Origin of the sequence: Streptomyces sp. x-19, from assembly GCF_046549115.1 — a bacterium.
In the GTDB taxonomy this organism is placed as follows: Bacteria; Actinomycetota; Actinomycetes; order Streptomycetales; family Streptomycetaceae; genus Streptomyces; species Streptomyces albulus_C.
Genome location: NZ_JAJPWK010000003.1, coordinates 401,767 through 423,939 on the forward strand (window position 1 = coordinate 401,767; position 22,173 = coordinate 423,939).

The 22,173-nt window shown below is 74.7% G+C and carries 16 protein-coding genes; 8 read left to right on the forward strand and 8 right to left on the reverse strand.

Annotated features, from left to right (window positions below; all coding sequences use genetic code 11):
• Window positions 1–61: 61 nt before the first annotated feature.
• Window positions 62–232, reverse strand: coding sequence for a hypothetical protein (locus ACLJT4_RS10450; RefSeq protein WP_157846778.1), 171 nt, complete (start codon window positions 230–232; stop codon window positions 62–64).
• Window positions 233–657: 425 nt separating this feature from the next.
• Between ACLJT4_RS10450 and ACLJT4_RS10455 the strand changes: the two genes are divergently transcribed.
• Window positions 658–2,082 (forward strand): lipase maturation factor family protein, encoded by a 1,425-nt coding sequence (locus ACLJT4_RS10455; protein WP_411122016.1) that lies wholly within the window; start codon window positions 658–660, stop codon window positions 2,080–2,082.
• On the opposite strand, the gene ACLJT4_RS10460 is transcribed toward ACLJT4_RS10455, so the two are convergent.
• Window positions 1,976–3,064, reverse strand: a complete 1,089-nt coding sequence (locus ACLJT4_RS10460) for a tetratricopeptide repeat protein (RefSeq protein WP_411122017.1) — start codon at window positions 3,062–3,064, stop codon at window positions 1,976–1,978. The two genes, ACLJT4_RS10455 and ACLJT4_RS10460, sit on opposite strands and share 107 nt — an antisense overlap.
• A gap of 254 nt (window positions 3,065–3,318) precedes the next feature.
• Here ACLJT4_RS10460 and ACLJT4_RS10465 point away from each other — a divergent pair, with 254 nt between their 5' ends.
• Window positions 3,319–4,509: a lactonase family protein gene (locus ACLJT4_RS10465; protein WP_411122018.1), complete on the forward strand. Its 1,191-nt coding sequence runs from the start codon at window positions 3,319–3,321 to the stop codon at window positions 4,507–4,509.
• 90 nt (window positions 4,510–4,599) lie between these two features.
• A complete protein-coding gene (locus tag ACLJT4_RS10470; RefSeq protein ID WP_411122019.1) occupies window positions 4,600–6,036 on the forward strand; it encodes an amino acid permease in 1,437 nt (478 codons plus the stop codon).
• A 219-nt stretch (window positions 6,037–6,255) separates the two neighbouring features.
• On the opposite strand, the gene ACLJT4_RS10475 is transcribed toward ACLJT4_RS10470, so the two are convergent.
• Together ACLJT4_RS10475 and ACLJT4_RS10480 are read right to left on the reverse strand one after the other, a co-directional pair.
• Window positions 6,256–6,996 carry a transglycosylase family protein gene (locus ACLJT4_RS10475; RefSeq protein WP_411122020.1) on the reverse strand — a complete coding sequence of 247 codons (741 nt, stop codon included), beginning with the start codon at window positions 6,994–6,996 and terminating at the stop codon, window positions 6,256–6,258.
• Between the two features lie 691 nt (window positions 6,997–7,687).
• Window positions 7,688–8,437 (reverse strand): PaaX family transcriptional regulator C-terminal domain-containing protein, encoded by a 750-nt coding sequence (locus ACLJT4_RS10480; RefSeq protein WP_411122021.1) that lies wholly within the window; start codon window positions 8,435–8,437, stop codon window positions 7,688–7,690.
• 128 nt (window positions 8,438–8,565) lie between these two features.
• Here ACLJT4_RS10480 and ACLJT4_RS10485 point away from each other — a divergent pair, with 128 nt between their 5' ends.
• From ACLJT4_RS10485 to ACLJT4_RS10505, 5 genes are all read left to right on the forward strand, one after another.
• Window positions 8,566–10,215, forward strand: a complete 1,650-nt coding sequence (locus ACLJT4_RS10485) for an acyl-CoA dehydrogenase family protein (RefSeq protein ID WP_411122022.1) — start codon at window positions 8,566–8,568, stop codon at window positions 10,213–10,215.
• A complete protein-coding gene (locus ACLJT4_RS10490) occupies window positions 10,215–11,000 on the forward strand; it encodes a crotonase/enoyl-CoA hydratase family protein (protein ID WP_411122023.1) in 786 nt (261 codons plus the stop codon). Before ACLJT4_RS10485 ends, ACLJT4_RS10490 begins: the two co-directional genes overlap by 1 nt.
• Before the next feature lie 71 nt (window positions 11,001–11,071).
• Complete coding sequence (locus ACLJT4_RS10495; protein WP_411122024.1) at window positions 11,072–12,301, forward strand: metallophosphoesterase; 1,230 nt, start codon at window positions 11,072–11,074, stop codon at window positions 12,299–12,301.
• A 143-nt stretch (window positions 12,302–12,444) separates the two neighbouring features.
• The gene (locus ACLJT4_RS10500; RefSeq protein ID WP_411122025.1) at window positions 12,445–14,592 is read left to right on the forward strand and encodes a SpoIIE family protein phosphatase; all 2,148 of its coding nucleotides are present in this window, start codon (window positions 12,445–12,447) and stop codon (window positions 14,590–14,592) included.
• 129 nt (window positions 14,593–14,721) lie between these two features.
• Window positions 14,722–16,287: a caspase, EACC1-associated type gene (locus ACLJT4_RS10505; protein ID WP_411122026.1), complete on the forward strand. Its 1,566-nt coding sequence runs from the start codon at window positions 14,722–14,724 to the stop codon at window positions 16,285–16,287.
• A gap of 37 nt (window positions 16,288–16,324) precedes the next feature.
• Here ACLJT4_RS10505 and ACLJT4_RS10510 read toward each other — a convergent pair whose 3' ends face one another.
• The 4 genes from ACLJT4_RS10510 to ACLJT4_RS10525 form a co-directional block, all read right to left on the reverse strand.
• Window positions 16,325–17,722: an NADP-dependent succinic semialdehyde dehydrogenase gene (locus tag ACLJT4_RS10510; protein ID WP_411122027.1), complete on the reverse strand. Its 1,398-nt coding sequence runs from the start codon at window positions 17,720–17,722 to the stop codon at window positions 16,325–16,327.
• 476 nt (window positions 17,723–18,198) lie between these two features.
• Window positions 18,199–19,506 carry an MFS transporter gene (locus ACLJT4_RS10515; protein WP_411122028.1) on the reverse strand — a complete coding sequence of 436 codons (1,308 nt, stop codon included), beginning with the start codon at window positions 19,504–19,506 and terminating at the stop codon, window positions 18,199–18,201.
• A gap of 58 nt (window positions 19,507–19,564) precedes the next feature.
• Window positions 19,565–20,710: an amidohydrolase family protein gene (locus ACLJT4_RS10520; protein WP_411122353.1), complete on the reverse strand. Its 1,146-nt coding sequence runs from the start codon at window positions 20,708–20,710 to the stop codon at window positions 19,565–19,567.
• A gap of 68 nt (window positions 20,711–20,778) precedes the next feature.
• A complete protein-coding gene (locus ACLJT4_RS10525; RefSeq protein ID WP_411122029.1) occupies window positions 20,779–22,161 on the reverse strand; it encodes a glutamine synthetase family protein in 1,383 nt (460 codons plus the stop codon).
• Between the last annotated feature and the right edge of the window lie 12 nt (window positions 22,162–22,173).

Genomic DNA, 22,173 nt, shown 5'->3' on the forward strand with positions numbered 1-22,173 from the left:
GCGACGCTCGCCGGCCTCGGCCCCAGGTGGGGCCGAGGCCGGCGGGCCGTCCGCGGCGGGGTCAGTCGATGCCGCGGACGATGTGCGTCTCGACGGGATCCTCCTCGCAGCCGGCCAGGCGCACCGGAGCGCAGCGGTCCCAGGCTTCGAGGTTGCGGACTTCCTTGATACGCCCGGGGCGCTCGCCCTGCTTCAGACGGGGCTGCTTGTGTTGAGCCTTGTGCACTGCCACCACGCACTCCTTCATCGAGGTATTGGTTCCGACGCGGTGGCGCCTTGCTTCACAGACCGGGAGGTCGGCCAGGGTGTGTGGCGTTCCCGCGACGGGCCAATGGTGTTGGCGTCTCCCAGGAGGGTCGTCCGTCGCCTTCCAGAATATCGACGCCGCGGGAGTGCCGCTCGACTTTTTGCGGCGATAACGGCAGGTCTCGGGGACACGGACCGGCCGCCCGGCGCCAGGGCCCGCGCCGGGGCGCACGAACACGCATCGTCATTCACCCGAACGGCCGTCAACCCCCCTTCCGCGCCGCGTTCGCGGGACACCGGTTGCCGGGCGCCGCCCCTTCCGTAGCGTGGAAAGGTCGTCCCGATCCCCGCCGGGTGCCCGTCCGCGCGCCGCGTCCCCGCGGCGGCGGCCGCGGTGCTACCCATGGGCGGGTGGAATGGTTCTCGGATCCGGGCTCATGGCTGGGGCGGCTGGTCTTCCAGCGGCTGCTCGCGGTGCTCTACCTGTTCGCGTTCCTCGCCGCGGCCCGCCAGTTCCGGGCGCTCCTGGGGGCCCGCGGCATGCTGCCGATCCCGGTGTTCACCGCGCGGGTGCCGTTCCGGCTGTCCCCCTCGGTCTTCCAGCTGCACTACTCGGACCGCTTCTTCGCGCTCTGGTCCGGCGGCGGGGCGGCGCTGGCGGCGGCGGTCGCGGCGGGGGCGGCGGACGCGGTGCCGCTGTGGGCGGCGATGGTGCTGTGGGCCGTGCTGTGGGCGATGTACCTGTCGATCGTCAACGTCGGGCAGACCTGGTACGGGTTCGGTTGGGAGACGCTGCTGCTGGAGGCGGGGGCGCTGGCGGTGTTCCTCGGCAACGCCGACACCGCTCCCCCGGTGCTGGTCATGTGGCTGCTGCGCTGGCTGCTCTTCCGGGTGGAGTTCGGCGCCGGGCTGATCAAGATGCGTGGGGACCGCTGCTGGCGCGATCTGACCTGCCTCTACTACCACCACGAGACCCAGCCGATGCCGGGCCCGCTCAGCTGGTTCTTCCACCACCTGCCGAAACCGCTGCACCGGGTCGAGACGGCCGCCAACCACGTCGCCCAACTCGTCCTGCCGGTACTGCTGTTCACGCCACAACCGGTGGCCGGGTGGGCGGCCCTGGGGATGGCCGCCACCCAGCTGTGGCTGGTGCTGTCCGGCAACTTCGCCTGGTTGAACTGGGTCACCATCGCGCTGGCGCTGTCCGTCGCCGCCCCGCTGTGGGCCGGCCCCCCGCCGGCGCCGGGTGCGCCGCCGGTGTGGTTCGTGGTGGTGGTGACCGCGGCCGCCGTCGGCGTGCTCGCGCTCAGCTACCGCCCGGCCCGCAACCTGCTGTCCCGGGGCCAGCTGATGAACACCTCGTACGAGCCGCTGCACCTGGTCAACTCCTACGGCGCGTTCGGCAGCATCACCCGGGTGCGCCGGGAGATCGTCGTCGAGGGCACCGCGGACGCCGTGTCCGGGCCCGAAACGACGTGGTACGCCTACGAGTTCCACGGCAAGCCCGGTGAACCGGGGCGCCTGCCACGCCAGTTCGCCCCCTACCACCTGCGGCTCGACTGGTTGATGTGGTTCGCGGCGCTCTCGCCGGCCTACGCGCGTTCCTGGTTCGTGCCGTTCGCGGCGCGACTGCTGGAGAACGACCGGGACACCCTGCGGCTGCTGCGCCGCAACCCCTTCCCCGACCTGCCGCCGGCCCGGGTGCGGGCCCGGGTCTTCCGCTACCGCTTCACGTCCTGGCGGGAACTGCGGGAGACCGGCGAGTGGTGGCACCGGAGCGCGGAGCGGGAGTTCCTGCCGCCGGTGTCGCGGTCAACTCTGTCCGGAAGGCGATGACCATCTCGCGGGCGTGACGCAGTCCGATCCGCTTGAAGTCGCTTTCCAGTACGTCGAGTTCGGCGAGGGTGCCGGCGGGTGCGCGGCCCAGTCGGGCGCGGGACTTGGCCAGGCCCAGCCGGGAGAGCGCCTCGCCGCGCGGCTCCTGCATCGCGCGGAACTCGTCCAGGGCGAGGGTGTAGGTGTCGCGGGCCTCGGCGTAGCGGCCGGCGCGGTAGAGGACGTTGCCGCGCATCTTGTGGTTGTAGGCGAGCGCACCGGCCAGGTCCATGGTGCGGCAGATGGCCTCCGCCTCGGACAGCAGGGTCAGCGCCCGGTCCGGCTCGCCGCGGGCGGAGAGCACGTCGGCCACCCCGCGGAGCGACCAGGCCCGGCCGCGGAAGTCGTCCGCGGCGGCGGCGATCCGGGCGGACTCCTCGAAGAGTTCCAGCGCCTTGCGGTGGTCGCCGGTGTTGCGGTGCATCTGGGCTATGCCGGACATCGCCCAGACCATGTGCCGGGCCTCGCCGTGCGCCCGGGCCTGTTCCAGGAGTTGTTCGTGCAGTTCGGCGACGGCGGCGTAGTCGCCCTGGATGCGGCCGGTCTCGGCGAGGCCGGCGAGGGAGTAGCCGTGCGCGAGGCGGTCGCCGCCGGTCTGTGCCAACGCCACCGCGTGGGTGAGCAGCCGCCGGGCCAGCGCCAGGGTGCCGCACTGGCGGGCGAGGGTGCCGCCGCTCCACAGGGCCCAGGCCATGGCGGCCGGATCGCCGGCGGTCCGGCCGCTGCGGTAGGCGGCGCGCCAGGCGGTGCCCGCCGCGTCCACCCGTCCCAGTCTCCGGTTGGCCTCGGCGACGGCGAGCTGGGCTCTGGAGCGGTCCAGCGCGGTGTCCGCTGCGGCGAGTGTGCGGTGTGCGGTGGCCAGTACCTCCTCGTAGGAGGAGTTCACGCTCAGCGCCGAGCCCAGTTCACCCTGGTACTCCGGGGCGAATGCCTTGCCGTACATCGATCCGTGGCCTTTCGATCATGCGTTTGCCTGTCCACGAACGTACGGAAGGCGGGGGGTGCGGCGAATCCGTCCGCGTATGGGTTGTCGCGTACGACTGGAGTGCTACGCGTGGGGGTGGGGGTCATCACCGGGATGTACGTGGTTCTCGGGGTTGGGGGTAGGGATCCGCCCTGACGAGCCGTCATGTACGGGGCCCTTGCGGGGTGGTGTGGGGCGGGTCACCCTGGCGGGCACGACACCGGAGGTGTGGCATGGAGGAGACGGTCGGAGCGCGCGACGGCGTCGGCCGGCGGCGTTTCGTCGGGGCACTCGGGGCGCTCGGGGCGGGCACGTGGGGTGCGGTCGGGCCCGTGGCCGGGCCGGGCCGGGACCGCGCGTGGGCCCGGTCGGGCCCGCGGCGGCTGCACCCGCTGTTCCTGGGGACGTACACCTCGCAGCCGGGCGGCGGCAGCGGCATCGGACTCGCCGGCTACGACCCCGACACCGGTGCGCTGACCGCCACGGGCGTGATCCCGGGCGTCGCCGATCCGTCGTACCTGGCGCTGGCGCCGGACGGCCGCACGCTCTACGCGGTCGACGAGCAGCAGGACGGCGCGGTGACCGCGGTCGCCCTGCCGGGGGACGGCCGCGCACCGGTGGTGCTGGGCAGTCGGCCCACCGGCGGGGCCGGGCCGTGCCACCTGTCGGTGCACCCCGGCGGGCGGTGGCTGCTGAGCGCCAACTACCTGTCGGGGAGCGTGGCCGTGCACCCGATCGACGCCGGCAGCGGTGCGCTGGGCCCGCGCACCGACCTGGTCGTGCACGACGCTCCGCCGCCCGGCCCCGGGCAGAGTGGACCGCACGCGCACCAGGTCGTCACCGCGCCGGACGGCCGGTACGTGCTGGCCGTGGACCTCGGCAACGACACCGTCTACACCTACCGGCTCGACCCGCGGGCCGGGAAGCTGGCGCAGGTGGCGGCCGCGGCGCTGCGACCCGGCGCCGGTCCCCGCCACCTGACCTTCCACCCGTCGGGGCGGTACGCCTATCTGGCGAACGAGGTCGACAACACCGTGGTGGTGTGCGGATACGACCCGGGCAGCGGTCGGGTGGTGCCCGGGGAGCCGCAGTCCACCGGGACCGGCCCGGGCGTCAGCTACCCGGCGCAGATCCTGGTGACCCGGGACGGCCGGTTCGCCTTCCTCGCCAACCGTGGTCACAACAGCCTCACCCGGTACGCCGTGACGGCGGGCGGGGGCCGGCTGCGGCTGCTGGACACGGTGCCGGTGGGCGGCGACTTCCCCCGGCAGATCGCGTTCTCGCCGGACCAGCGGTGGTTGTTCGCCGCGAACCAGAAGTCGGGGTCGGTGACGGTGTTCGCGGTGGACGACCGGACCGGGGCGCTGGTGCGGGTCGGCGAGCCGTTCGCGGCGCCGGTGGCGGTCTGCGCACTGCCACGCTGACCCGGGACCCCGGCGGGGGCTCCGCACCACCGACACGCCGAAACACTGCGGCAACAGGCCCGCAGGATTGGCGCGTTAGCGTCGCGCCCCATGAGTACGGGATCCACCGCATCCGGCGCCGGCACCGCCTCCGACGCCCCAGCACGCCCTCCGGAGCCGACCGCCCCGGGCGCGGACGCCGCCGGCGCCGGGCTCCGGCAGGGGCTCAAGCGCCGGCACATGCAGCTGATCGCGCTGGGCGGGGTCATCGGGGCCGGGTTGTTCGTCGGCAGCGGGGTGGTGGTCCGGTCCACGGGGCCGGCCGCGGTGGTGTCCTTTCTGGCGGCCGGCGGCCTGACCGTGCTGATCATGCGGATGCTCGCCGAGATGACGGTGGCCCGCCCGGCGCTGGGCTCCTTCTACGCGCACGTCCGGGAGACCCTCGGCCACCGGGCCGGGTTCGCCGTGGGCTGGCTGTACTGGTACTTCTTCGTGATCGTGGTCGCGGTGGAGGCGGTGGCCGGCGGCCGGATCATCCGGCTGTGGCTGCCCGGCGCCCCGCTGTGGGCGGTCAGCCTGGTGCTGATGGCACTGCTGACGGCGACGAACATGGTGTCGGCGCGCTCCTACGGCGAGTTCGAGTACTGGTTCTCCTCGATCAAGGTCGTGGCGATCGTGGTGTTCCTCTTCCTCGGCGCGCTCTACGTGTGCGGACTGTGGCCCGACTCGACCGGCGGGCTGGCGCTGCTCACCGCGCACGGCGGCTTCGCCCCGGCGGGCGTCGGCGCGGTACTGGCCGCCGTGGTGCCCTGCGTGGGGTTCTTCACCGGTGCCGAGATCGTCACCATCGCCGCCGCCGAGTCCGTCGAACCGGAGCGGGCGGTGGCCGACGCGATCCGGTCGATCGTGCTGCGGGTGGTGGCGTTCTACGTGCTGTCGATCTTCCTGGTGGTCGCGGTGGTGCCGTGGACGTCGAAGGCGATCGAGGTCAGCCCGTACGCGGCGGTGCTGGACCGGTTGGCGGTGCCGGCGGCCGGCACGGTGATGAACGCGATCGTGTTGGTCGCGGTGCTCTCCTGCTTGAATTCCGCGCTCTACACCTCGTCCCGGATGCTCTTCGCGCTCACCCGGAACGGCGATGCGCCGCGCGGCTTCACGAAGCTCAGTGCGAGCGGGGTGCCGCGGCGGGCGCTGCTGGCCGGCACCTCGGTCGGATATCTGTCGGTGATCGCGGCGTGGATCTCGCCCGATGTCGTCTTCACGTTCCTCATCAACTCCTATGGCGCCATTGCCCTGTTCGTCTATCTGGCGATCGCGGTGGCGCAGCTGCGGATGCGGCGCGCACTGGAACGTGACGATCCGGCGCGGCTGACCCTGCGGATGTGGGGTTTCCCGTGGCTCAGCCGGTTGACCGTGGCGCTGATGGCGCTGGTGATCGGGGCGATGGCGGTGCTGCCGGACAGCCGGGCGCAGTTCTGGCTGAGCCTGCTCACGCTGGGTGTCGTCCTGGCCGCCTACGAAATCCGGCGGCGGGTCCGGCGCCCCTAGATCCGCAGGTGGACAGGCCGTCCGCGGCGCCACGGACGGCCTGCCTCCCGCTCGGACATCGACTCCCGAAATTCCCCCAGCATTCCCCCCGAAATCCCCCAGGACATTCCGTTCACAGGACCGCTGGACGATCCGTGATGCCCCTCTGATTTCACTCTTCGAGCCCGTCGTGCTTACCCGTTCGAGAAATTACCGAGACGGCTCGTCAGCCGTCTCAGATCACCTCGTACCGGTCGCGTGAACCTGAAGTCGGGTGCCCGGGTAGATGAGGTTCGGATCGCCACCGATGACCTGCCGGTTCTGCCGGTAGATTTCCCGCCAGGGTTTTCCGTGAACGTCGGCGATGCCGCTCAGAGTGTCCCCCGCATTGACCACCACGGTGCCCCCGGAAGGACGATGCCGCTCCTTCTTGTAGGGCTTTTCCTGGTGGGTGGGGTACCGGCCGTGGGTGCGCTTGGGCCCGGCCGCCTTGGGAGCCGGCAGGGTGTGCGCACCGCCGCCGCGGGGAACGCCGCGCAGCCCCAGCGAGGCCGAGCAGGCGGGCCAGGCGCCCCAGCCCTGGCGGGCGAGTACGCGTTCGGCGACCTGGATCTGCTGGGTGCGAGAGGCCCGGGAGGCGCGCTGCGCGTAGCTCCCGCCGCCGTAGGACCGCCAGGTCGAGTGGCCGAACTGGAGCCCTCCGGAGAAGCCGTTGCCGGTGTCGATCCGCCAGTTGCCGCCGCTTTCGCACTGGGCCAGGCGGTCCCAGGTGCCACTGCTGACGGCTTCGGCCGGCTCTTCGGACACCGCGCCCAGCGCGCCGGCGGCCAGCAGGACGGCGGCCGCGGTGACGCCCCGGGCCCCCCGGCCGCGCAGTGCCTCGCCGCGGACGGCCCGGTCCGCCGGCTGGCGCGCTTCCGCCGCCCGGCAGTCCTGCGGTTCCGGCGATTCGTGCGTTTCCGGTACCTGCTGAGTTTCCATGTGCGTGCTCCCGTCGCTTGTTGCTGTGCGTACTGGTGTGTCGCTCACTTTCGAATGCCGGAGGTTCCGGTATTTCGGTGGGCGCGCAGAGATGTCAGCGTTTTCGGCGAGTTTTGGGAATCTGGATCGTCGGTTGGTTTTCTCCGGGCCGGTCGAATTCGACGAGGAAGAGACAACCACGGGCCGCGTCGCCACCGGCAGAGCGCGCGGTAGCGCTTTCGGCGGCCGGTCTGCCCCCTCGCCGCCGGAAGGGGGACGAAATCCTCCGCATGGCGCGGGGACCCGACGGGTAGGGGCGCACCCCGCGTGCCCCGGGGGCCCGGTCGGACGGCGATCGCCCCCGCGTTCGACTCCGCGGGGTCACGCCCAGTGCGTCCGCCGGCCTCGGGGCATGCGCGCGGCGGGGGCCGCACACACCGCGCACGGCCGGCGGGACGGTGCTCCGGCCCGGGTTTCACCGGAAGGCGGCAGGTCGTGCGGCCCGCAGCGGCCGGGCGCGCGGACCGGGCCGGCCCGGCGCACCGGCCCGGCCCGGGGTGGCCCGCCCCGTGCGCCCCCGGCCGTGCCGGTGCGCTCCGCATCCGCGCGCGTCACCGCGCCGCCCGTGCGCCCCTCCGCCCCGCCGACCCGCCGTCCGCGGGGGGCGGGGAGCGCCGCGCCCGTGGGGTGGCACGTGCGCGGGGCAAGCGCACTACCCGTCGGTGGGGGCGAGGAAGTGCGTGAGGTGGCCCCGGAATTCGGCCTCGAAGGCGTCGTAGCGGGAGCGGAGCCCGGCCCCCGGCCAGGTGTCCGGCAGCAGGGGTTCCGGTAGTAGCGGGTCGGTGAGGAGGTGGCGCAGGACGGCCGCCGCGACGGTGAAGCGCTCGGCGGGCGTCGCGGCGCGGTCCAGCGCGGCCAGCAGGTCCCGGGCGTGCGCCGCCCAGCCGGCCAGGTCCCACAGGCCCCGGGCCAGCGCGGCCGGGTCGCCGTCGGGGGCACCGGTGAACCAGGTGCACTGCGCGGTGGTCACCGCCGGTCGGGGCCGGTCGAGGTTGGCGGGGCGCAGCCAGCTGCCCTCGCGCAGTTCGCCGAGCCGGAGCCCGGCCATCGCCTGGCGCAGCGCGGTGCGTTCGGCGGGCGGGCGGCTGCCGTCCGCGGTGACCACGGCGATCTCCCACGCACCGTGCCACGGCCGGGTCCGCGGCGTCCGGCTCTCGTCCTGTCGGGCCTGGCGGGCGAGCAGGCGCGCGGTCAGTGCGTAGCCGCCGTCCTGTTGTCGCAGGTCACCGGCGGCGACCATCCGGGAGAGCGCAACCCGGACGGTGCCCTCGGCGATGCCGAAGAGCTCGCCGACCCGCACCAGCGCACGCACCGGCAGTCGGGGCGGGTGGTGGCCGAGGAGGGTGCTCAGCACGACGGAGCGCGCGGTCAACGGGCGGAGGGCGAGCGGGGCGTCGTTCATGGGTCCGGGAAGTCTAAGTCGTACGCGCGAGGCGGCTGGGGCGGGAGGTGACTGGGGCGGTGGTGGTCCGGCGCCGCGCCCGGTCTTACGGTCTTCCGTCGGTCGTAGGGAATCTGTAACGTCGAACCATGACCGCCACTCATGAAGTAACCAACCAGGCCCCGCCGCTGACGGGTTTCAGCGCCGCGGACGATCCGGCGCTTCTGGCGGCGCTGCGGCGGGACGGCGGCGCGTGGGGCGAGCCCGAGGTGCTCGAACTGGGCGCGCTGGCCGGTTCCGCCGCGGTGCAGGACCAGGCCCGCTGGGCGGAGGAGCAGCCGCCCCGGCTGCACACCCACGACCGGTACGGCCACCGGGTGGACGAGGTGGAGTTCCACCCCGCCTGGCACCAGCTGATGGCCACCGCCGTGGAGCATGGTCTGCACGCCGCGCCGTGGACCGACGCCCGGCCGGGGGCGCACCTGGTGCGCGCCGCCAAGTTCTACGTCTGGTCGCAGGCCGAGCCGGGCCACGGCTGCCCCGTCTCGATGACCTACGCCGCGGTGCCCGCCCTGCGCGCGGCGCCCGAACTCGCCGCGCAGTACGAGCCGTTGCTCGCCGCCCGCACCTACGACTTCGGCCTGCGCGCCCCGCTCACCAAGCACGGTCTGATCGCCGGCATGTCGATGACGGAGAAGCAGGGCGGCTCCGACGTCCGGGCGAACACCACCCGGGCGGTGCCGGCCGGGGACGGCGGCTACCGCCTCACCGGCCACAAGTGGTTCACCTCGGCCCCGATGAGCGACGTGTTCCTGGCCCTGGCGCAGACCGACGAGGGGCTGAGCTGCTTCCTGGTGCCGCGGGTGCTGCCGGACGGCACCCGCAACGGCATGCGGCTGATGCGGCTCAAGGACAAGCTCGGCAACCGCTCCAACGCCTCGTCCGAGATCGAGTACGAGGACGCCGTCGCCTGGCCGGTCGGCGAGCCGGGCCGCGGGGTGCGGACCATCGTCGAGATGGTGAACGTGACCCGGCTGGACTGCGTGCTGGGCTCGGCGGCCGGGATGCGGGCGGGGCTGCGACAGGCACTGCACCACACCGCCCACCGGCGGGCGTTCGGGCGGGAGTTGGACCGGCAGCCGCTGATGCGGTCGGTCCTGGCCGACCTGGCGGTCGAGTCGGAGGCGGCGACCGTGCTGGGGATGCGGTTGGCGGCCGCGGTGGACCGGTCGCAGGCCGGCGACGCCGGGGAGTCGGCGCTGCGCCGGCTGGCGCTGGCGGCCGGGAAGTACTGGGTGTGCAAACGGGGCAGTACGCACGCGGCGGAGGCCCTGGAATGCCTGGGCGGCAACGGTTACGTCGAGGACTCGGGGATGCCCCGGCTGTACCGGGAGGCGCCGCTGCTGTCGATCTGGGAGGGCTCGGGCAACGTCGCCGCCCTCGACGTGCTGCGCGCCCTGACCCGCGAACCGGCCGCGCTGGACGCCTACTTCACCGAGGTCGAGGCCGCGTCCGGTGCCGACCGCCGGCTGGACGCGGCGGTGGCCGGCCTGCGCAAGATGCTCGCCGCGCTCGGCGACCCGGAGCGGGCGCAGCTGATGGCCCGTTCGCTGGCCGAACGGCTGGCGCTGGTCCTCCAGGGGTCGCTGCTGGTGCGGCACGGCACCCCGGCGGTGGCCGACGCGTTCTGCGCCTCCCGGCTGGACGGCGAGTGGGGCCACGCCTTCGGCACCCTGCCGCCCGACGCCGACCTCGACGGGATCCTCGGGGGCGCCCGGACCGGCCGGGACGCCGGCTGATGCCGCAGGAGGACGACGGCGCGGTGCGGGTCGAGCGGGCCGGGCCGGTGACCACGGTGGTGCTGTCCCGGCCCGCCGCCCGCAACGCCGTGGACGGCCCGACGGCACGCCGACTCGCCGATGCCTTCCGCGCGTTCGACGCCGACGAGGAGGCGCGGGTGGCGGTGCTGTGGGGCGCGGGCGGCACGTTCTGCGCCGGTGCCGACCTCAAGTCGGTCGGCACCGCGCACGGCAACCGCGTCGCGCCGGACGGCGACGGGCCGATGGGCCCGACCCGGATGCGGCTCGGCAAACCGGTGATCGCGGCGGTCGCCGGGCACGCGGTGGCCGGCGGGCTGGAGCTGGCCCTCTGGTGCGACCTGCGGGTGGCCGAGGAGGACGCGGTCTTCGGCGTGTTCTGCCGGCGGTGGGGCGTCCCGCTGATCGACGGCGGCACGGTCCGGCTGCCCCGGCTGATCGGCGTCGGCCGGGCCAGGGACCTGGTGCTGACCGGTCGCCCGGTCCCGGCCGCGGAGGCCCTCGACATCGGGCTGGTCAACCGGGTGGTGCCCACCGGCACCGCCCGCACCGCGGCGGAGCGGCTGGCCGCGGAGCTGGCGCGGCTCCCGCAGGCATGCCTGCGCAGCGACCGGGCGTCGCTGCTGGACCAGGAGGGCCGCGACGAGGAGAGCGCGATGGCCGCCGAACTCCGCCACGGGCAGGCCGTGTTGGCCCAGGGCCTGGCCGGTGCGGCGCGGTTCGCGGCGGGCGCCGGTCGGCACGGGGCGGCGGACGACGCCCACTGATCGCCATACGTCCACGCGCGCTTCATCGTTCCGTCACCACCGGCCCGGCCCGCCGTGAGAGAAAACCAGCCATGTGCGATGACGAACTGATCCCGCCCCGGGCGGACTTGACGGAGCAGGAGTGGCTGCGCACCGGCCCTCAGGCACCCGCCGGCGGACCGCCGCCGCGGACCACCGGCCGGGTCCCCGGATACCTGGGGCGCCGGGCGCTGCTGGGCACGGCGATGGCCGGCGCGGCGCTGGCGGTGCTGCCCACCGGCGCCGGGACGGCCGCCGCCGCGCCCCGCTCCGGCGGTCCGGTCGACTCCTTCCCGTTCCCCGAACACCCCAACGGAAAGGGCGAGTTCGCCGTCCTGATCACCGGGGACGCGGGCACCGGCGACGACGCCCAGTACGCGGTGGCGGCCGCCGCCCGGGACGTCTGCCGGACCGAGGGCGTCGGACTGGCGGTCGGCCTGGGCGACAACCTCTACGAGAACGGCCCGGAGTCGGACCACGACGCGGAGTTCCAGGACAAGTTCGAAAAGCCCAACGCCGGCATCGACGTGCCGTGGCTGATGGTGCTGGGCAACCACGACTGCTCAGGGCTGATACCGGGCAGCGGCGGCGACCCGTCCCGCGGTGACCGGGAGGTGCTGTACGCCAACCGGTCGCGGCGCTGGTACATGCCCGCCCGCTACTACAGCGTGCCGCTGCCGGCCGCCCGCCCGCTGGTGGAGTTCTTCGTCCTCGACACCATCCCCTGGTCGTCGTACGTCGTGCAGCTCGACCCGTACTACCACTGGGACGGGCCGTACATGCGCGAACAGCGGGCCTGGTTGGACGGCGCGCTGCGGGCGTCCCGGGCCCGCTGGAAGGTCGTCCTCAGCCACCACCCGTACCTCAACAACGGCAAGCACGGCAGCGCCGGCGCCTACGACGGGTTCACCGTCGGCAACTACACCAGCGGCGTCCACCTCAAGGACCTCTACGAGCAGGTGGTCTGCGGGCGGACCGACCTGATCCTGTCCGGCCACGACCACACGCTCCAGGTGCTTCAGCCGACGGCCCGGACCGGCGGCACCCGGCAGGTGGTGTGCGGGGCGTCGGCGAAGACCGGCGACGGCAAGGCGCACTTCGACCACCCGGCCGCCTGGCAGGACTTCGCCGCGCACGGCTTCATGGTCCTCAAGGCGTCCGCCGCCCGGCTGACCGTCGACGCCTACACCGTCGACGTGCCGACCCGGCGGGCCACACTGGCGCACCGGACGCACAGCACCCGGCCGGTCGCCGCGGCGGCACGGACCGCGGCGACCGCCTAGCATCCGCCCCCGGCGCGGCAGGCGGCCCGACCGGCCGCCCGGGCCGTCGCCCGCACCCCGGCCGTGACGTGCGGCAACACCCCACACCGCGGGTCACGGCCGCCGAGAATGCGGGGCCCGTGGGCCCCGCCTAAGGTGTTCGCATGGCCGAGCGGCCCCCCGACCCCTCCGCGGAGGGCTACGACCCCCGTGCCGACCGGGCCACGCCCCGCGTCGAGGAGGAGGCACCCGGGGTGTCCCACCACGAGCCGATCGGCCTGCGCGAGCGGCTGTCGCTGAACCGCATGGGCACCTTCGACTGGGACCTGGACAGCGGGTTCATGGACCTGGACCCCGGAGCCATGGAGGTCTTCGACCTGCGCCCCGGCGAGTACGACGGCGCGCCGATGTCCCTGATCTCCCGGGTGCCGCCGGAGGAGGGCCTGCGCCTGGACGCGGCGGTCTCGCAGGCCCTCCAGGACGGCACCTCCTCCTACGGCGCGTACTTCCGGATCCAGTGCCGGGACGGGACGCGGCGCTGGACGCACTCCCAGGGCCGGATCCTGCACGACGCCCGGGGCGTGGCGTACCGGATCATCGGCATCGTCCGGGAGGCGACCAGCGAACTCGCCGACTCCGCGCTGCTGCGCTCGCTCCAGCAGGAGCGGCAGCGGCAGACCGTGATGGTGCAGCAGACCACCGCGGCGTTGGCCCGCGCCCTGTCGGTGAAGGACGTGACGCGGGTGCTGACCGGCGCCGGCGGCGCCCGCCGGTTCGGCGCGGACGCGCTGGTCCTCGGCCTGGTCACGAACGACCGGTTCGAGGTGATCGCCACCGCCGGGCTGGACGGCGAGGTGCCCACCGACATGATGAACTCGTGGCTGGACGACACCCTGCCGCTGTCCGAGGCGGTGCGCTCCCGGCGGCCCAGCTTCCTGAGCACCCGCGGTGAGCTGATCGCCCGCTACCCGCGGCTGCGCCCGTACGTGGACGTGCTGCCGACCGGCAGCGCCGCCTTCCTGCCGCTGATCGCGCAGGACACCGTCCTCGGGGCGCTGGGGCTGTTCAACCACGAGCCGGCGGTGCAGTCGGCGGAGGCCCGGAACCTGGCGTTGGCGCTGGCCGGCGTGGTGGCGCAGTCCCTGCAGCGGGCCACCCTCTTCGACCAGGAGCGGGAGTTCGCGACCGGTCTCCAGGCGGCGATGCTGCCGCGCCGGCTGCCGCCGATCGCCGGCGGCGAGGTCACCGTCCGCTACCACCCGGCGAGCGTCGGCCGGGACGTCGGCGGCGACTGGTACGACGTGATCGCACTGCCGCAGGGCCGCACCGGCCTGGTGGTCGGCGACGTCCAGGGGCACGACACACACGCCGCCGCGGTCATGGGGCAACTGCGGATCGCGCTGCGCGCCTACGCCAGCGAGGGCCACCCGCCGGAGACGGTGCTGGTGCGGGCCTCCCGCTTCCTGGCGGAGCTGGAGACCGAGCGGTTCGCGACCTGCACCTACATCCAGGCAGACCTGGAGTCCGGGGCGCTGCACCTGGCCCGGGCCGGCCATCTGGGCCCGCTGATCTGCAACAGTTCCCGGCACATCGACTGGCCGGAGGTCCGCGGCGGGCTGCCGTTGGGGCTGGCCACCGCCTTCGGGCAGGACCACTTCCCGGAGACCCAGCTGTTCCTGGAGCCCGGGTCGACGCTGCTGCTGTGCACCGACGGCCTGGTCGAGCAGCCCGGCCAGGACATCTCGGCCGGGATCGACGCGCTCTCCGCGGCGGTCCGCTCAGGGCCCGCCGCACTGGACGCGCTCGCCGACCGGCTCTCCAACCACCTGTGGGCCGAGCCCGGCTCGGACGACGACATGGCGCTCCTGCTGCTGCACCGGAGCGCGATCCCCGGGGAGGCCGCCACGCCCCGGCTGCGCCTGCACGTCCACCAGGCCGACCCGGCGGGCACCGCGGAGGTCCGCTCGGCGCTGCGCCGCACGCTCGACCAGTGGCGGGCGGGCGCCGTCACCCACGACGTGGAGGTGGCCGCCTCGGAACTCATCGCCAACGCGCTCACCCACACCGAGAGCGGCGCGCTGGTCGCGGTGGAGCTGCTGCCGGGTGCGCCGCGCCGGATCCGGCTGGAGGTCGAGGACCGGTCCAGCCAGTGGCCGCGGCGCCGGCGGCCCGGCGAGACGGCGACCTCCGGGCGGGGGCTGCTCCTGGTGGAGGCGTTGGCGGACCGGTGGGGCGCCGAGCCGCGGGGGTCCGGCAAGGCCCTGTGGTGCGAGTTCGTGGTGCCGGACGCCCCGCCCGGAAGCGGAACCTGAACTCCCCTACTGTCCACGGGAGATGCCCCGCGGCGCACGGTGCACGTCCGTCCCGCCGAACCGGGTCCGCGCCCGGGGTGATCGTGCCAGGATGACGGGAACCGTTCGTCATGCAGGGGGAGGGCATCGATGAGTGGGAGAGCCGCCGGCCGGTGGTTCCCGTACGGGCCCGGCAGTCGCGCCGTACTGATCGGGACCGGTCGCTTCACCAGTCCCGACCTGCCGGGCATCCCGTCGGTCCCGGGCAACCTCCGGGCGCTGTGGGCGGCCCTGACCCACCCGGTGCAGGGGCTGCTGGCCCCGGAGCACTGTCGGGTGGTGGCCGACCCCACCGACCAGTCCGCCGTCGGTGCGGCGCTGGCCTGGGCCGTGCGGGAGGCCGAGGAACTGCTCCTGGTCTACTACGCGGGGCACGGGATCCTCGACGACACCGGGCTGCTGCACCTGGGGCTGGTGCACACCGACCTCGACCAGGTGGGCTTCACCGCCGTCCCGATCGAGTTGGTGAAGCGGCACGTCGGCGAGGCCCGGGCGCGGGCCCGGGTGCTGGTCGTGGACTGCTGCTTCTCGGGCCGGGCGGTCTCCGCGATGGCCGAGCCGGCCGGCCTGGCCGTCGGCCAACTCGATCTGGCCGGCACCTACACCCTGACGTCCACCACGCGGACCGCGCCGGCCCACGCGCCCGCCGGGGAGACCTGCACCGCCTTCACCGGCGCGCTGCTGGACGCGCTGGCCGCCCCCGTCCCGCTCACCCTCGACGAGGTGCACGCGGAGGTCGACCGGGCGCTGCACGCCCGGGGGCTGCCGCGACCGCAGCGCCGGTCGGCGGGGGCGGCGGGGTCCCTGGTGCTGCTGCGGGGGCCGTCGGGGATACCGGGTACGGCGGGTGCCGCCCGCACCGCGGGCCCGGTGCCGCCCCCGCCGCGCACCCCGCCGCCCGGCGGCCCACCGCCGTTCGACCTCGGCGGGCCGGTCCCGCCGCCGCGCTCCGCCCGCCGCCACCGCCCGCTGCTGGTGGCGGCGGCGGTCGGCGGGGTGGTGGCCCTGCTGCTGACGTCGCCGCTGGTCCGGGGGGTGTTCTCGGGTGACGACACAAGCGGCGGGCGGGCCGCTGACGGGCCCACGGCCGGCGGCCGAACCGCTTCCGGCGGGGCGGCCGGGGGCACTCCCGGCGGCGCGCCCCCGCCGTCCGCCCGCACGCCCTCCCCGGAGGCCGGCGACCGCACGGCGCCGGCCAAGGTCGTCTTCCGCGACCGGACGTTGGTCTGGCGCGCGGCCAGTTGCCTGGGCAGCGTCTTCCAGGCACTGGACCTCGACACGCCCACGGTCACCGCCGGCCTGATGGACTCGTCCAACGGCACCGAACTCACCTACGTCGGCTGCCAGAACGGCCTGAACGGCGCCCAGGCGGTCATCACGGTCAACAGCAGCTTCGGCAGCCCGATCCGGGCGGGCGTCGCCGACGCCGGAACCGACACCGCCGCGGCCTGCCGCACGGCCGCCGAGAGGAGCCCGCTGGGCACGTACACCAACGCCGGGAAGATCCCGGTCGGGACGGTGTGGTGCGTGGTGACCGGACGGAACCAGGTGGCGAAGGTGACCTTCACCAAAGTGGACGCGGAGGACGGCAGCAGCGGCGCCAGCGCGGACAACCCGACCTTCCGCCTGTCCGTGACCCTGTGGGCGGCGCCCTGACCCGCCGGACGGACCGGCCGGGTCGGGGCCCGCGGGCTCACTCCTCCGGTCCGAACCACACCGTCGTCATGTTGCAGAACTCGCGCATGCCGTGGCCGGAGAGCTCCCGGCCGTAGCCGGAGCGCTTGGCGCCGCCGAAGGGCAGGCCGGGGTGGGAGGCGGTCATGCCGTTGAAGTACACCCCGCCGGCCTGGAGGTCCCGGGCCAGGCGGTCCTGTTCGGCGGCGTCCCGGGTCCAGGCGTTGGAACTCAGGCCGAACGGCGTGTCGTTGGCGAGCACGATCGCCTCGTCCAGGTCGGCGACGCGGTAGAGCGTGGCGACCGGGCCGAACGCCTCCTCCTGGTGGATCCGCATGCTCGGGGTGATGCCGGTGAGCACGGTCGGCTCGTAGAACCAGCCGGCGTGCCGGTCGGGCGGGCGGCGGCCGCCGCACTGCGCCCGGGCGCCCTGGTGGACCGCGTCGTCGACCAGTTCCTCCAGGTCGGAGCGGCCCTGTTCGCTGGCGAGCGGGCCGACGTCGGTGGCCTCGTCCATCGGGTCGCCGACGGTCAGCGCGGCCATCCGGGCGGTGAACCGTTCGGCGAAGGCGTCGTGCACGTCGGCGTGGACGATGAAGCGTTTGGCGGCGATGCAGGACTGGCCGTTGTTCTGGACGCGGGCGGTGACCGCGATCCGGGCGGCCTTGTCGAGGTCGGCCGACGGCAGGACGACGTAGGGGTCGCTGCCACCGAGTTCCAGGACGGTCTTCTTGATCTCGTCACCGGCGACGGCGGCGACCGCGCGGCCGGCGGGTTCGCTGCCGGTCAGGGTGGCGGCGGCGACCCGGGGGTCGCGCAGGACCTCCTCGACCGCGGCGGAGCCGATCAGCAGGGTCTGGAAGCAGCCGTCGGGGTAGCCGGCACGGCGGAACAGCTCCTCCAAGTAGAGCGCGGTCTGCGGGACGTTGGAGGCGTGCTTGAGCAGACCGGTGTTGCCGGCCATCAGGGCGGGTGCGGCGAACCGGACGACCTGCCAGAGCGGGAAGTTCCAGGGCATCACCGCGAGGACGGTGCCGATCGGGCGGTAGCGCACCACCGCGCGGGCCGCGCCGGAGTCCCGGACGTCGGCGGGATCGGGCTGCTCGTCGGCGAGGAGCGCCTCGGCGCGGTCGGCGTACCAGCGCATCGCCTTGACGCACTTGGCGGCCTCGGCGCGGGCCTGGGCCAGCGGTTTGCCCATTTCGGTGGTGACGGTGCGGGCGATGCCGTCCTGGTCGGCTTCGAGCAGGTCGGCGGCGCGGTGCAGGAGTTCGGCGCGGTGGGCGAAGGACGTGCGGCGGTGGTCCTGGAACGCCTGGTCGGCGCGGACCAGGCGGTCTTCGATCTCGCCCGCGTTGAGCGCGTCGAAGGTCTTGAGGGTCTCGCCGGTGGCCGGGTTGACCGTGGCGATGGCCATGTTCGACACCTCCTTGCGGTGTGCTGCGGTGGCTGGGCGGGAACGCCGGGGCCGGGCGCTAGGAGTGTCCGGGTGACGCCTGGGAGAGCGGTCCGGGGGCCGGGGACGGCTCCGGGACCGGATCGGGTCCGGGCGGGCGCGGCACCGGCGAGGGGTCCGGGGGGATCGGGTCCGGCGGCGCCGGCGGTTGGGGCGGCCCGGGCAGCGGCTCGGGCGGCACGGGGCCGGGCGGGGGCTCCGGGACCGGACCGGGCGGCGGGCCTCCGGGGTCCGGCGGGATCGGTGGGGGCTGCCGGTCGCAGTCGGGTGTGCGGTGACGGCGGACGGGCGATTGCCGCTGCACGACGGGCCTCCGGGGTGGGACGACGGGTGGCTTACAGGCCCCCGTACCCGAGTCTCGCCCGTCTATGGCCGGCCCGCACTGCGGATCGCGACGCCGGGCCGGGCCCCGTGACGGGCCGGCCCGGCCCCGGAGGTCACGGCTGCGGGTTCCGGGCGTCGTACCGGGCGAAGGCGCGGCGGCCCAGCCCGAGTGCGGTGACGACCAGGACGCAGGCCAGGCCGCCGCCGATCACCGCGGTGGCGGGCGAGGTCAGGTCGGCCGCGGAGCCGGCCAGGAAGTCGCCGAGCCGGGGCCCGCCGGCGACCACGACGATGAAGACGCCCTGGAGGCGGCCGCGCATCTCGTCCGGGGTGGCGGCCTGGAGCATGGTGCTGCGGAAGACCATGGAGACGGTGTCCGCGCAGCCGGCGACGGCCAGGAAGAACAGGCCGAGCCACAGGTGCCGGGAGAGGCCGAAGGCGGCGACGGCGGCGCCCCAGGCCGCCACCGCGATGAGGATGGCCAGGCCGTGCCGCCGGATGCCGCCGAGCCAGCCGGAGAACAGGCCGCCCAGGACGGCGCCGACCGCGGGCGCGGCGACCAGCAGGCCGACGGTCTTGGCGTCGCCGCCGAACCAGAGCGCGGCGACCGCGGGGAACAGGGCCCGCGGCTGGGCCAGCACCATCGCGGCGAGGTCGGAGAAGAACGTCATCCGCAGGTTGGGGCGGGTGGCGAGGAACCGCAGGCCGTCCAGGACGGAGGCGCGGCGGGTCGGGCCGTCGCGCTGTTCGGGCCGCATGGCGGGCAGCCGCCACATCGCGTAGAGCGAGGCGGTGAAGGCCACCACGTCGATGAGGTAGGCCGCCTGGTAGCCCCACATGCCGACGATCACGCCGCCGAGCATCGGTCCGCCCATCAGGCCGAGGTTGGAGGTGAGGGACTGCAGGGCGTTGGCGGCCGGCAGCTGCTCGGTGGGCAGCAGGCGGGGGATCATCGACGAACGGGCCGGGGAGTTCATCGCGAAGCAGACGGCCTGGAGGGCGACGACGGTGTAGAGCAACCAGACCCGGTGGTAGCCGAGCAGTGCCGCGGTGGCCAGCACCACGGACATCGTGGTGGCGCCGGCGGCGCTGAACAGGCCCAGCTTGCGGCGGTCGACGGTGTCGGCGATGGCGCCGCCGTAGAGCCCGAAGACGACCAGCGGGACCAGCGAGCACAGGCCCACCAGGCCGACGGCGAAGGTGGAGCGGGTGAGGGCGTAGACCTGGAGGGAGACCGCCAGCGCGGTCATCTGCTGGCCCATCCAGGAGACGGTGTTGCCGCACCACAGGCGGCGGTAGTCGGGCGAGGTGCGCAGCGGGGTCAGGTCGGCGAATATCCGGCCGCGGGCCGGTATCCGGGGCTCGTCGGACTTTCCGGCCTGGTCATCGGCGGGCTCGTCGGAGGTCGTTGTACGTGGCACGCGGCAGTAAACCACGTCGCCGGGCCGCTGGGGAATAGGCGTAGGGGCCGAGCGCCCCTTACCCGACGGGCTCCGTCGGGCCGTCGTCCGCCAGCCCGTACACCCGGCGCGCGTTCCCGGCGGCGATCATCGCCGCGACCCGCCGGGCGTCCGCCGTCGACCAGGCGCCGGACGCCGCCCAGCCGCCCAACACCTCCCCCAGCGCGGTCCGGAACAGCGCGCTGCCCACCGCGTACAGCTCCGGCAGGCCGTAGGCGTCGGTGGAGAACAGCAGCTTGCCGAACGGGGCCAGTTCCAGGAACTCGGCGAGCACCGCGGTGGCCCGCGGCCCGACGTGGGTGAGGGTCAGTCCGACGTCGGCGTGGACGTGCGGGAAGACCGCGGCCAGGTAGGCGGCCTGCCGGTGGTACGGATAGCAGTGCAGCAGCACCAGGTCGGTGCCGGTGTCCGCGGTGGCCCGTACGAGGTCGGTGAGCAGCGCCGGATCGGCGTGGTCCAGCCGCAGGTCGGGGTCGCCGAAGCCGGTGTGGAGTTGGAGCGGGCGGCCGGTGGCGACCGCGAGCCAGACGAGGTGGCGCAGCAGGACCGGGTCGGTGAGCCGGGGTGCGCCGGCGGCGAGCCAGGCGCGGGCGGCCGGGCGCACCGCGTCGGGTCCGGGCGGCGCGGGGTCCAGGGCGAGGCCGTGTCGGTAGGCGGCCACGGACTTGAAGGCGACAGCACTCTCGGCGGCCGTCCGCACGGCGCGGGCCAGGGCGGCGAGGAACGCCTCGGCGGCGTCCGCCGTGCCGGGCCCGCGGTGGTCGGTCGCGGTCCGTTCGGCCAGCGCCTCCAACCGCACCACCTCGTGCCCGGTGGCGCCGCCCGCGGCGGCCGTCTCGTCCGGTCCGGTCAGGTCGCCGGGGAGTCCGGTGTCGACGAGGTAGGCGCCGATCCCGGTGGCGGACAGCAGGCGCCGCCGGTTCTCGTCCGGGCCGAGTTCGCGGCGTCGGGCGAGGTAGCGCTCGGGCGGGCAGTGCGCGGGCAGGTCGAGCAGCGGGGGGCACCAGCGGCGGACCGCGAAGCCGGTCTGGGTGTCGAAGTGGGTGGTGCCGGCCGCGGGCGGCCGGTCCGCTTCGGTGAGGAACGCGGCGAACGTCGCGGGGTCCGGTTCGTGGCGGAGCACGCCGTGGCAGTGGTGGTCCACCAGCGGCGGCAGTCCGTCCAGCACCGCGGCGGCGTCGGGCCCGTACTGCGGCGGGGCCGGGGCGCCGGGCCCCGCCGCGCGGGTGGCCCTCACCAGCGCCAGCGGGTGGCCGCGGCGATCTCTTCCGGCTCCTGCTCCGCGAAGTGCGCCTCCTCGGCCCGTCGGACCGCGAGGACCGCGCCGTGCAGCACGTCGCCCAGCGCCTCGCGCAGCGGCGTCGCCTTCTCGAACCGGTCGGCGGCCTCGGTGAGCGTGGCGGGCAGCCGCACGATGCCGCGCCGGGCCCGCTCGCGGACGCCGAGGAGGCCCGGGTCGCCGGCCTGCGGGGCGGGCAGGTGGGCCGCGGTGTCGATGCCGTGCAGCCCGGCGGCGATCACCGCGCCGACCACGAGGTAGGGGTTGGCGGCGGCGTCGAAGGTCTTGACCTCGGCGTGGCCGCCGTCGGGGTCGTCGGGGGCGCCGGTGACCAGGCGGAGCGCCGCCTCGCGGTTCTCCACGCCCCAGCACTGGTAGACCCCGGCCCAGTGGGAGGGCTGCAGGCGCAGGTAACTGGCGGGCGAGGGGCAGCCGACGGCGAGCAGGGCGGGCAGCGCGTCCAGGACTCCGGCGAGGAACGAGACCGCCTCGGGCGCCAGGCCCCAGTCGGCGCCGGCGCTCCGGTGCAGGCTCGTCCCCGCGCGGTGCAGGCTGAGGTGGAGGTGGCAGCCGTTGCCGACCTCGCCGGCGACCACGGACGGGGCGAATCCGGCGCGCAGACCGTGCCGGGCGGAGACCGCGCGGATCGTCTCGCGGACCAGGACGACGTCGTCGGCGGCGCGCAGCGGGTCGCCGGCGGCGGTGCTGACCTCGAACTGGCCCGGCGCGTACTCGGGGTGGAGCTGGAGCACCTCGACGCCCTGGACGGTGAGGGCCTCGGTGACGTCGCGGAGGTAGTCGGAGAGCGCGACGACCCGGGTCATGCCGTAGGCGGGGCCGGGGCAGGGGTAGTCGAGCGCGGCGGCGTCGGTTGGGCCCTGCGGGGTGCGGGTGACCACCCATTCCGTTTCGAAGCCCATCCGCAGCTCCAGGCCGGCGGCGGCCGCCCGGTCGACCATCCGGCGGGCGAAGAGCCGCTGACAGGCGGGGTGCGGCTGGCCCAGCTGGTCGTAGCGGTCGACGGGCGCCCAGGCCCAGCCGGGCTGCGCGGCGAGTGTGGTGAGCCGGTCCAGGTCGGGGAAGAGCCGCAGGTCGCCGTCGGGGCCGCCGAGGTGGTCGGACACCGCGATGGCGTCGTCGGAGGTGAAGACGTCGAAGACGGGTGACATGCCGACACCGCGGGTGACGACGTCGGCCAGTCGGGGCGCCGGAACCGACTTGACGCGGGTGATGCCCGCATTGTCCACCCAGGTCAGCGCCACGTTGCCGACGCCTTCCGCGTCGAGGCGCGCCGCCAACTGGCGGGCGCTGTCGCGTTGTTCCGCCCGCGATCCCATAGTGCAGTCCTC

Coding starts and splice junctions, on each gene's coding strand:
- ACLJT4_RS10475 (WP_411122020.1), bottom strand. CDS start 6,996: ATGGAAACTCAGCAGGTACCGGAAACGCACGAATCGCCGGAACCGCAG.
- ACLJT4_RS10495 (WP_411122024.1), top strand. CDS start 11,072: ATGTGCGATGACGAACTGATCCCGCCCCGGGCGGACTTGACGGAGCAG.
- ACLJT4_RS10490 (WP_411122023.1), top strand. CDS start 10,215: ATGCCGCAGGAGGACGACGGCGCGGTGCGGGTCGAGCGGGCCGGGCCG.
- ACLJT4_RS10510 (WP_411122027.1), bottom strand. CDS start 17,722: ATGGCCATCGCCACGGTCAACCCGGCCACCGGCGAGACCCTCAAGACC.
- ACLJT4_RS10485 (WP_411122022.1), top strand. CDS start 8,566: ATGACCGCCACTCATGAAGTAACCAACCAGGCCCCGCCGCTGACGGGT.
- ACLJT4_RS10470 (WP_411122019.1), top strand. CDS start 4,600: ATGAGTACGGGATCCACCGCATCCGGCGCCGGCACCGCCTCCGACGCC.
- ACLJT4_RS10505 (WP_411122026.1), top strand. CDS start 14,722: ATGAGTGGGAGAGCCGCCGGCCGGTGGTTCCCGTACGGGCCCGGCAGT.
- ACLJT4_RS10460 (WP_411122017.1), bottom strand. CDS start 3,064: ATGTACGGCAAGGCATTCGCCCCGGAGTACCAGGGTGAACTGGGCTCG.
- ACLJT4_RS10465 (WP_411122018.1), top strand. CDS start 3,319: ATGGAGGAGACGGTCGGAGCGCGCGACGGCGTCGGCCGGCGGCGTTTC.
- ACLJT4_RS10500 (WP_411122025.1), top strand. CDS start 12,445: ATGGCCGAGCGGCCCCCCGACCCCTCCGCGGAGGGCTACGACCCCCGT.
- ACLJT4_RS10480 (WP_411122021.1), bottom strand. CDS start 8,437: ATGAACGACGCCCCGCTCGCCCTCCGCCCGTTGACCGCGCGCTCCGTC.
- ACLJT4_RS10525 (WP_411122029.1), bottom strand. CDS start 22,161: ATGGGATCGCGGGCGGAACAACGCGACAGCGCCCGCCAGTTGGCGGCG.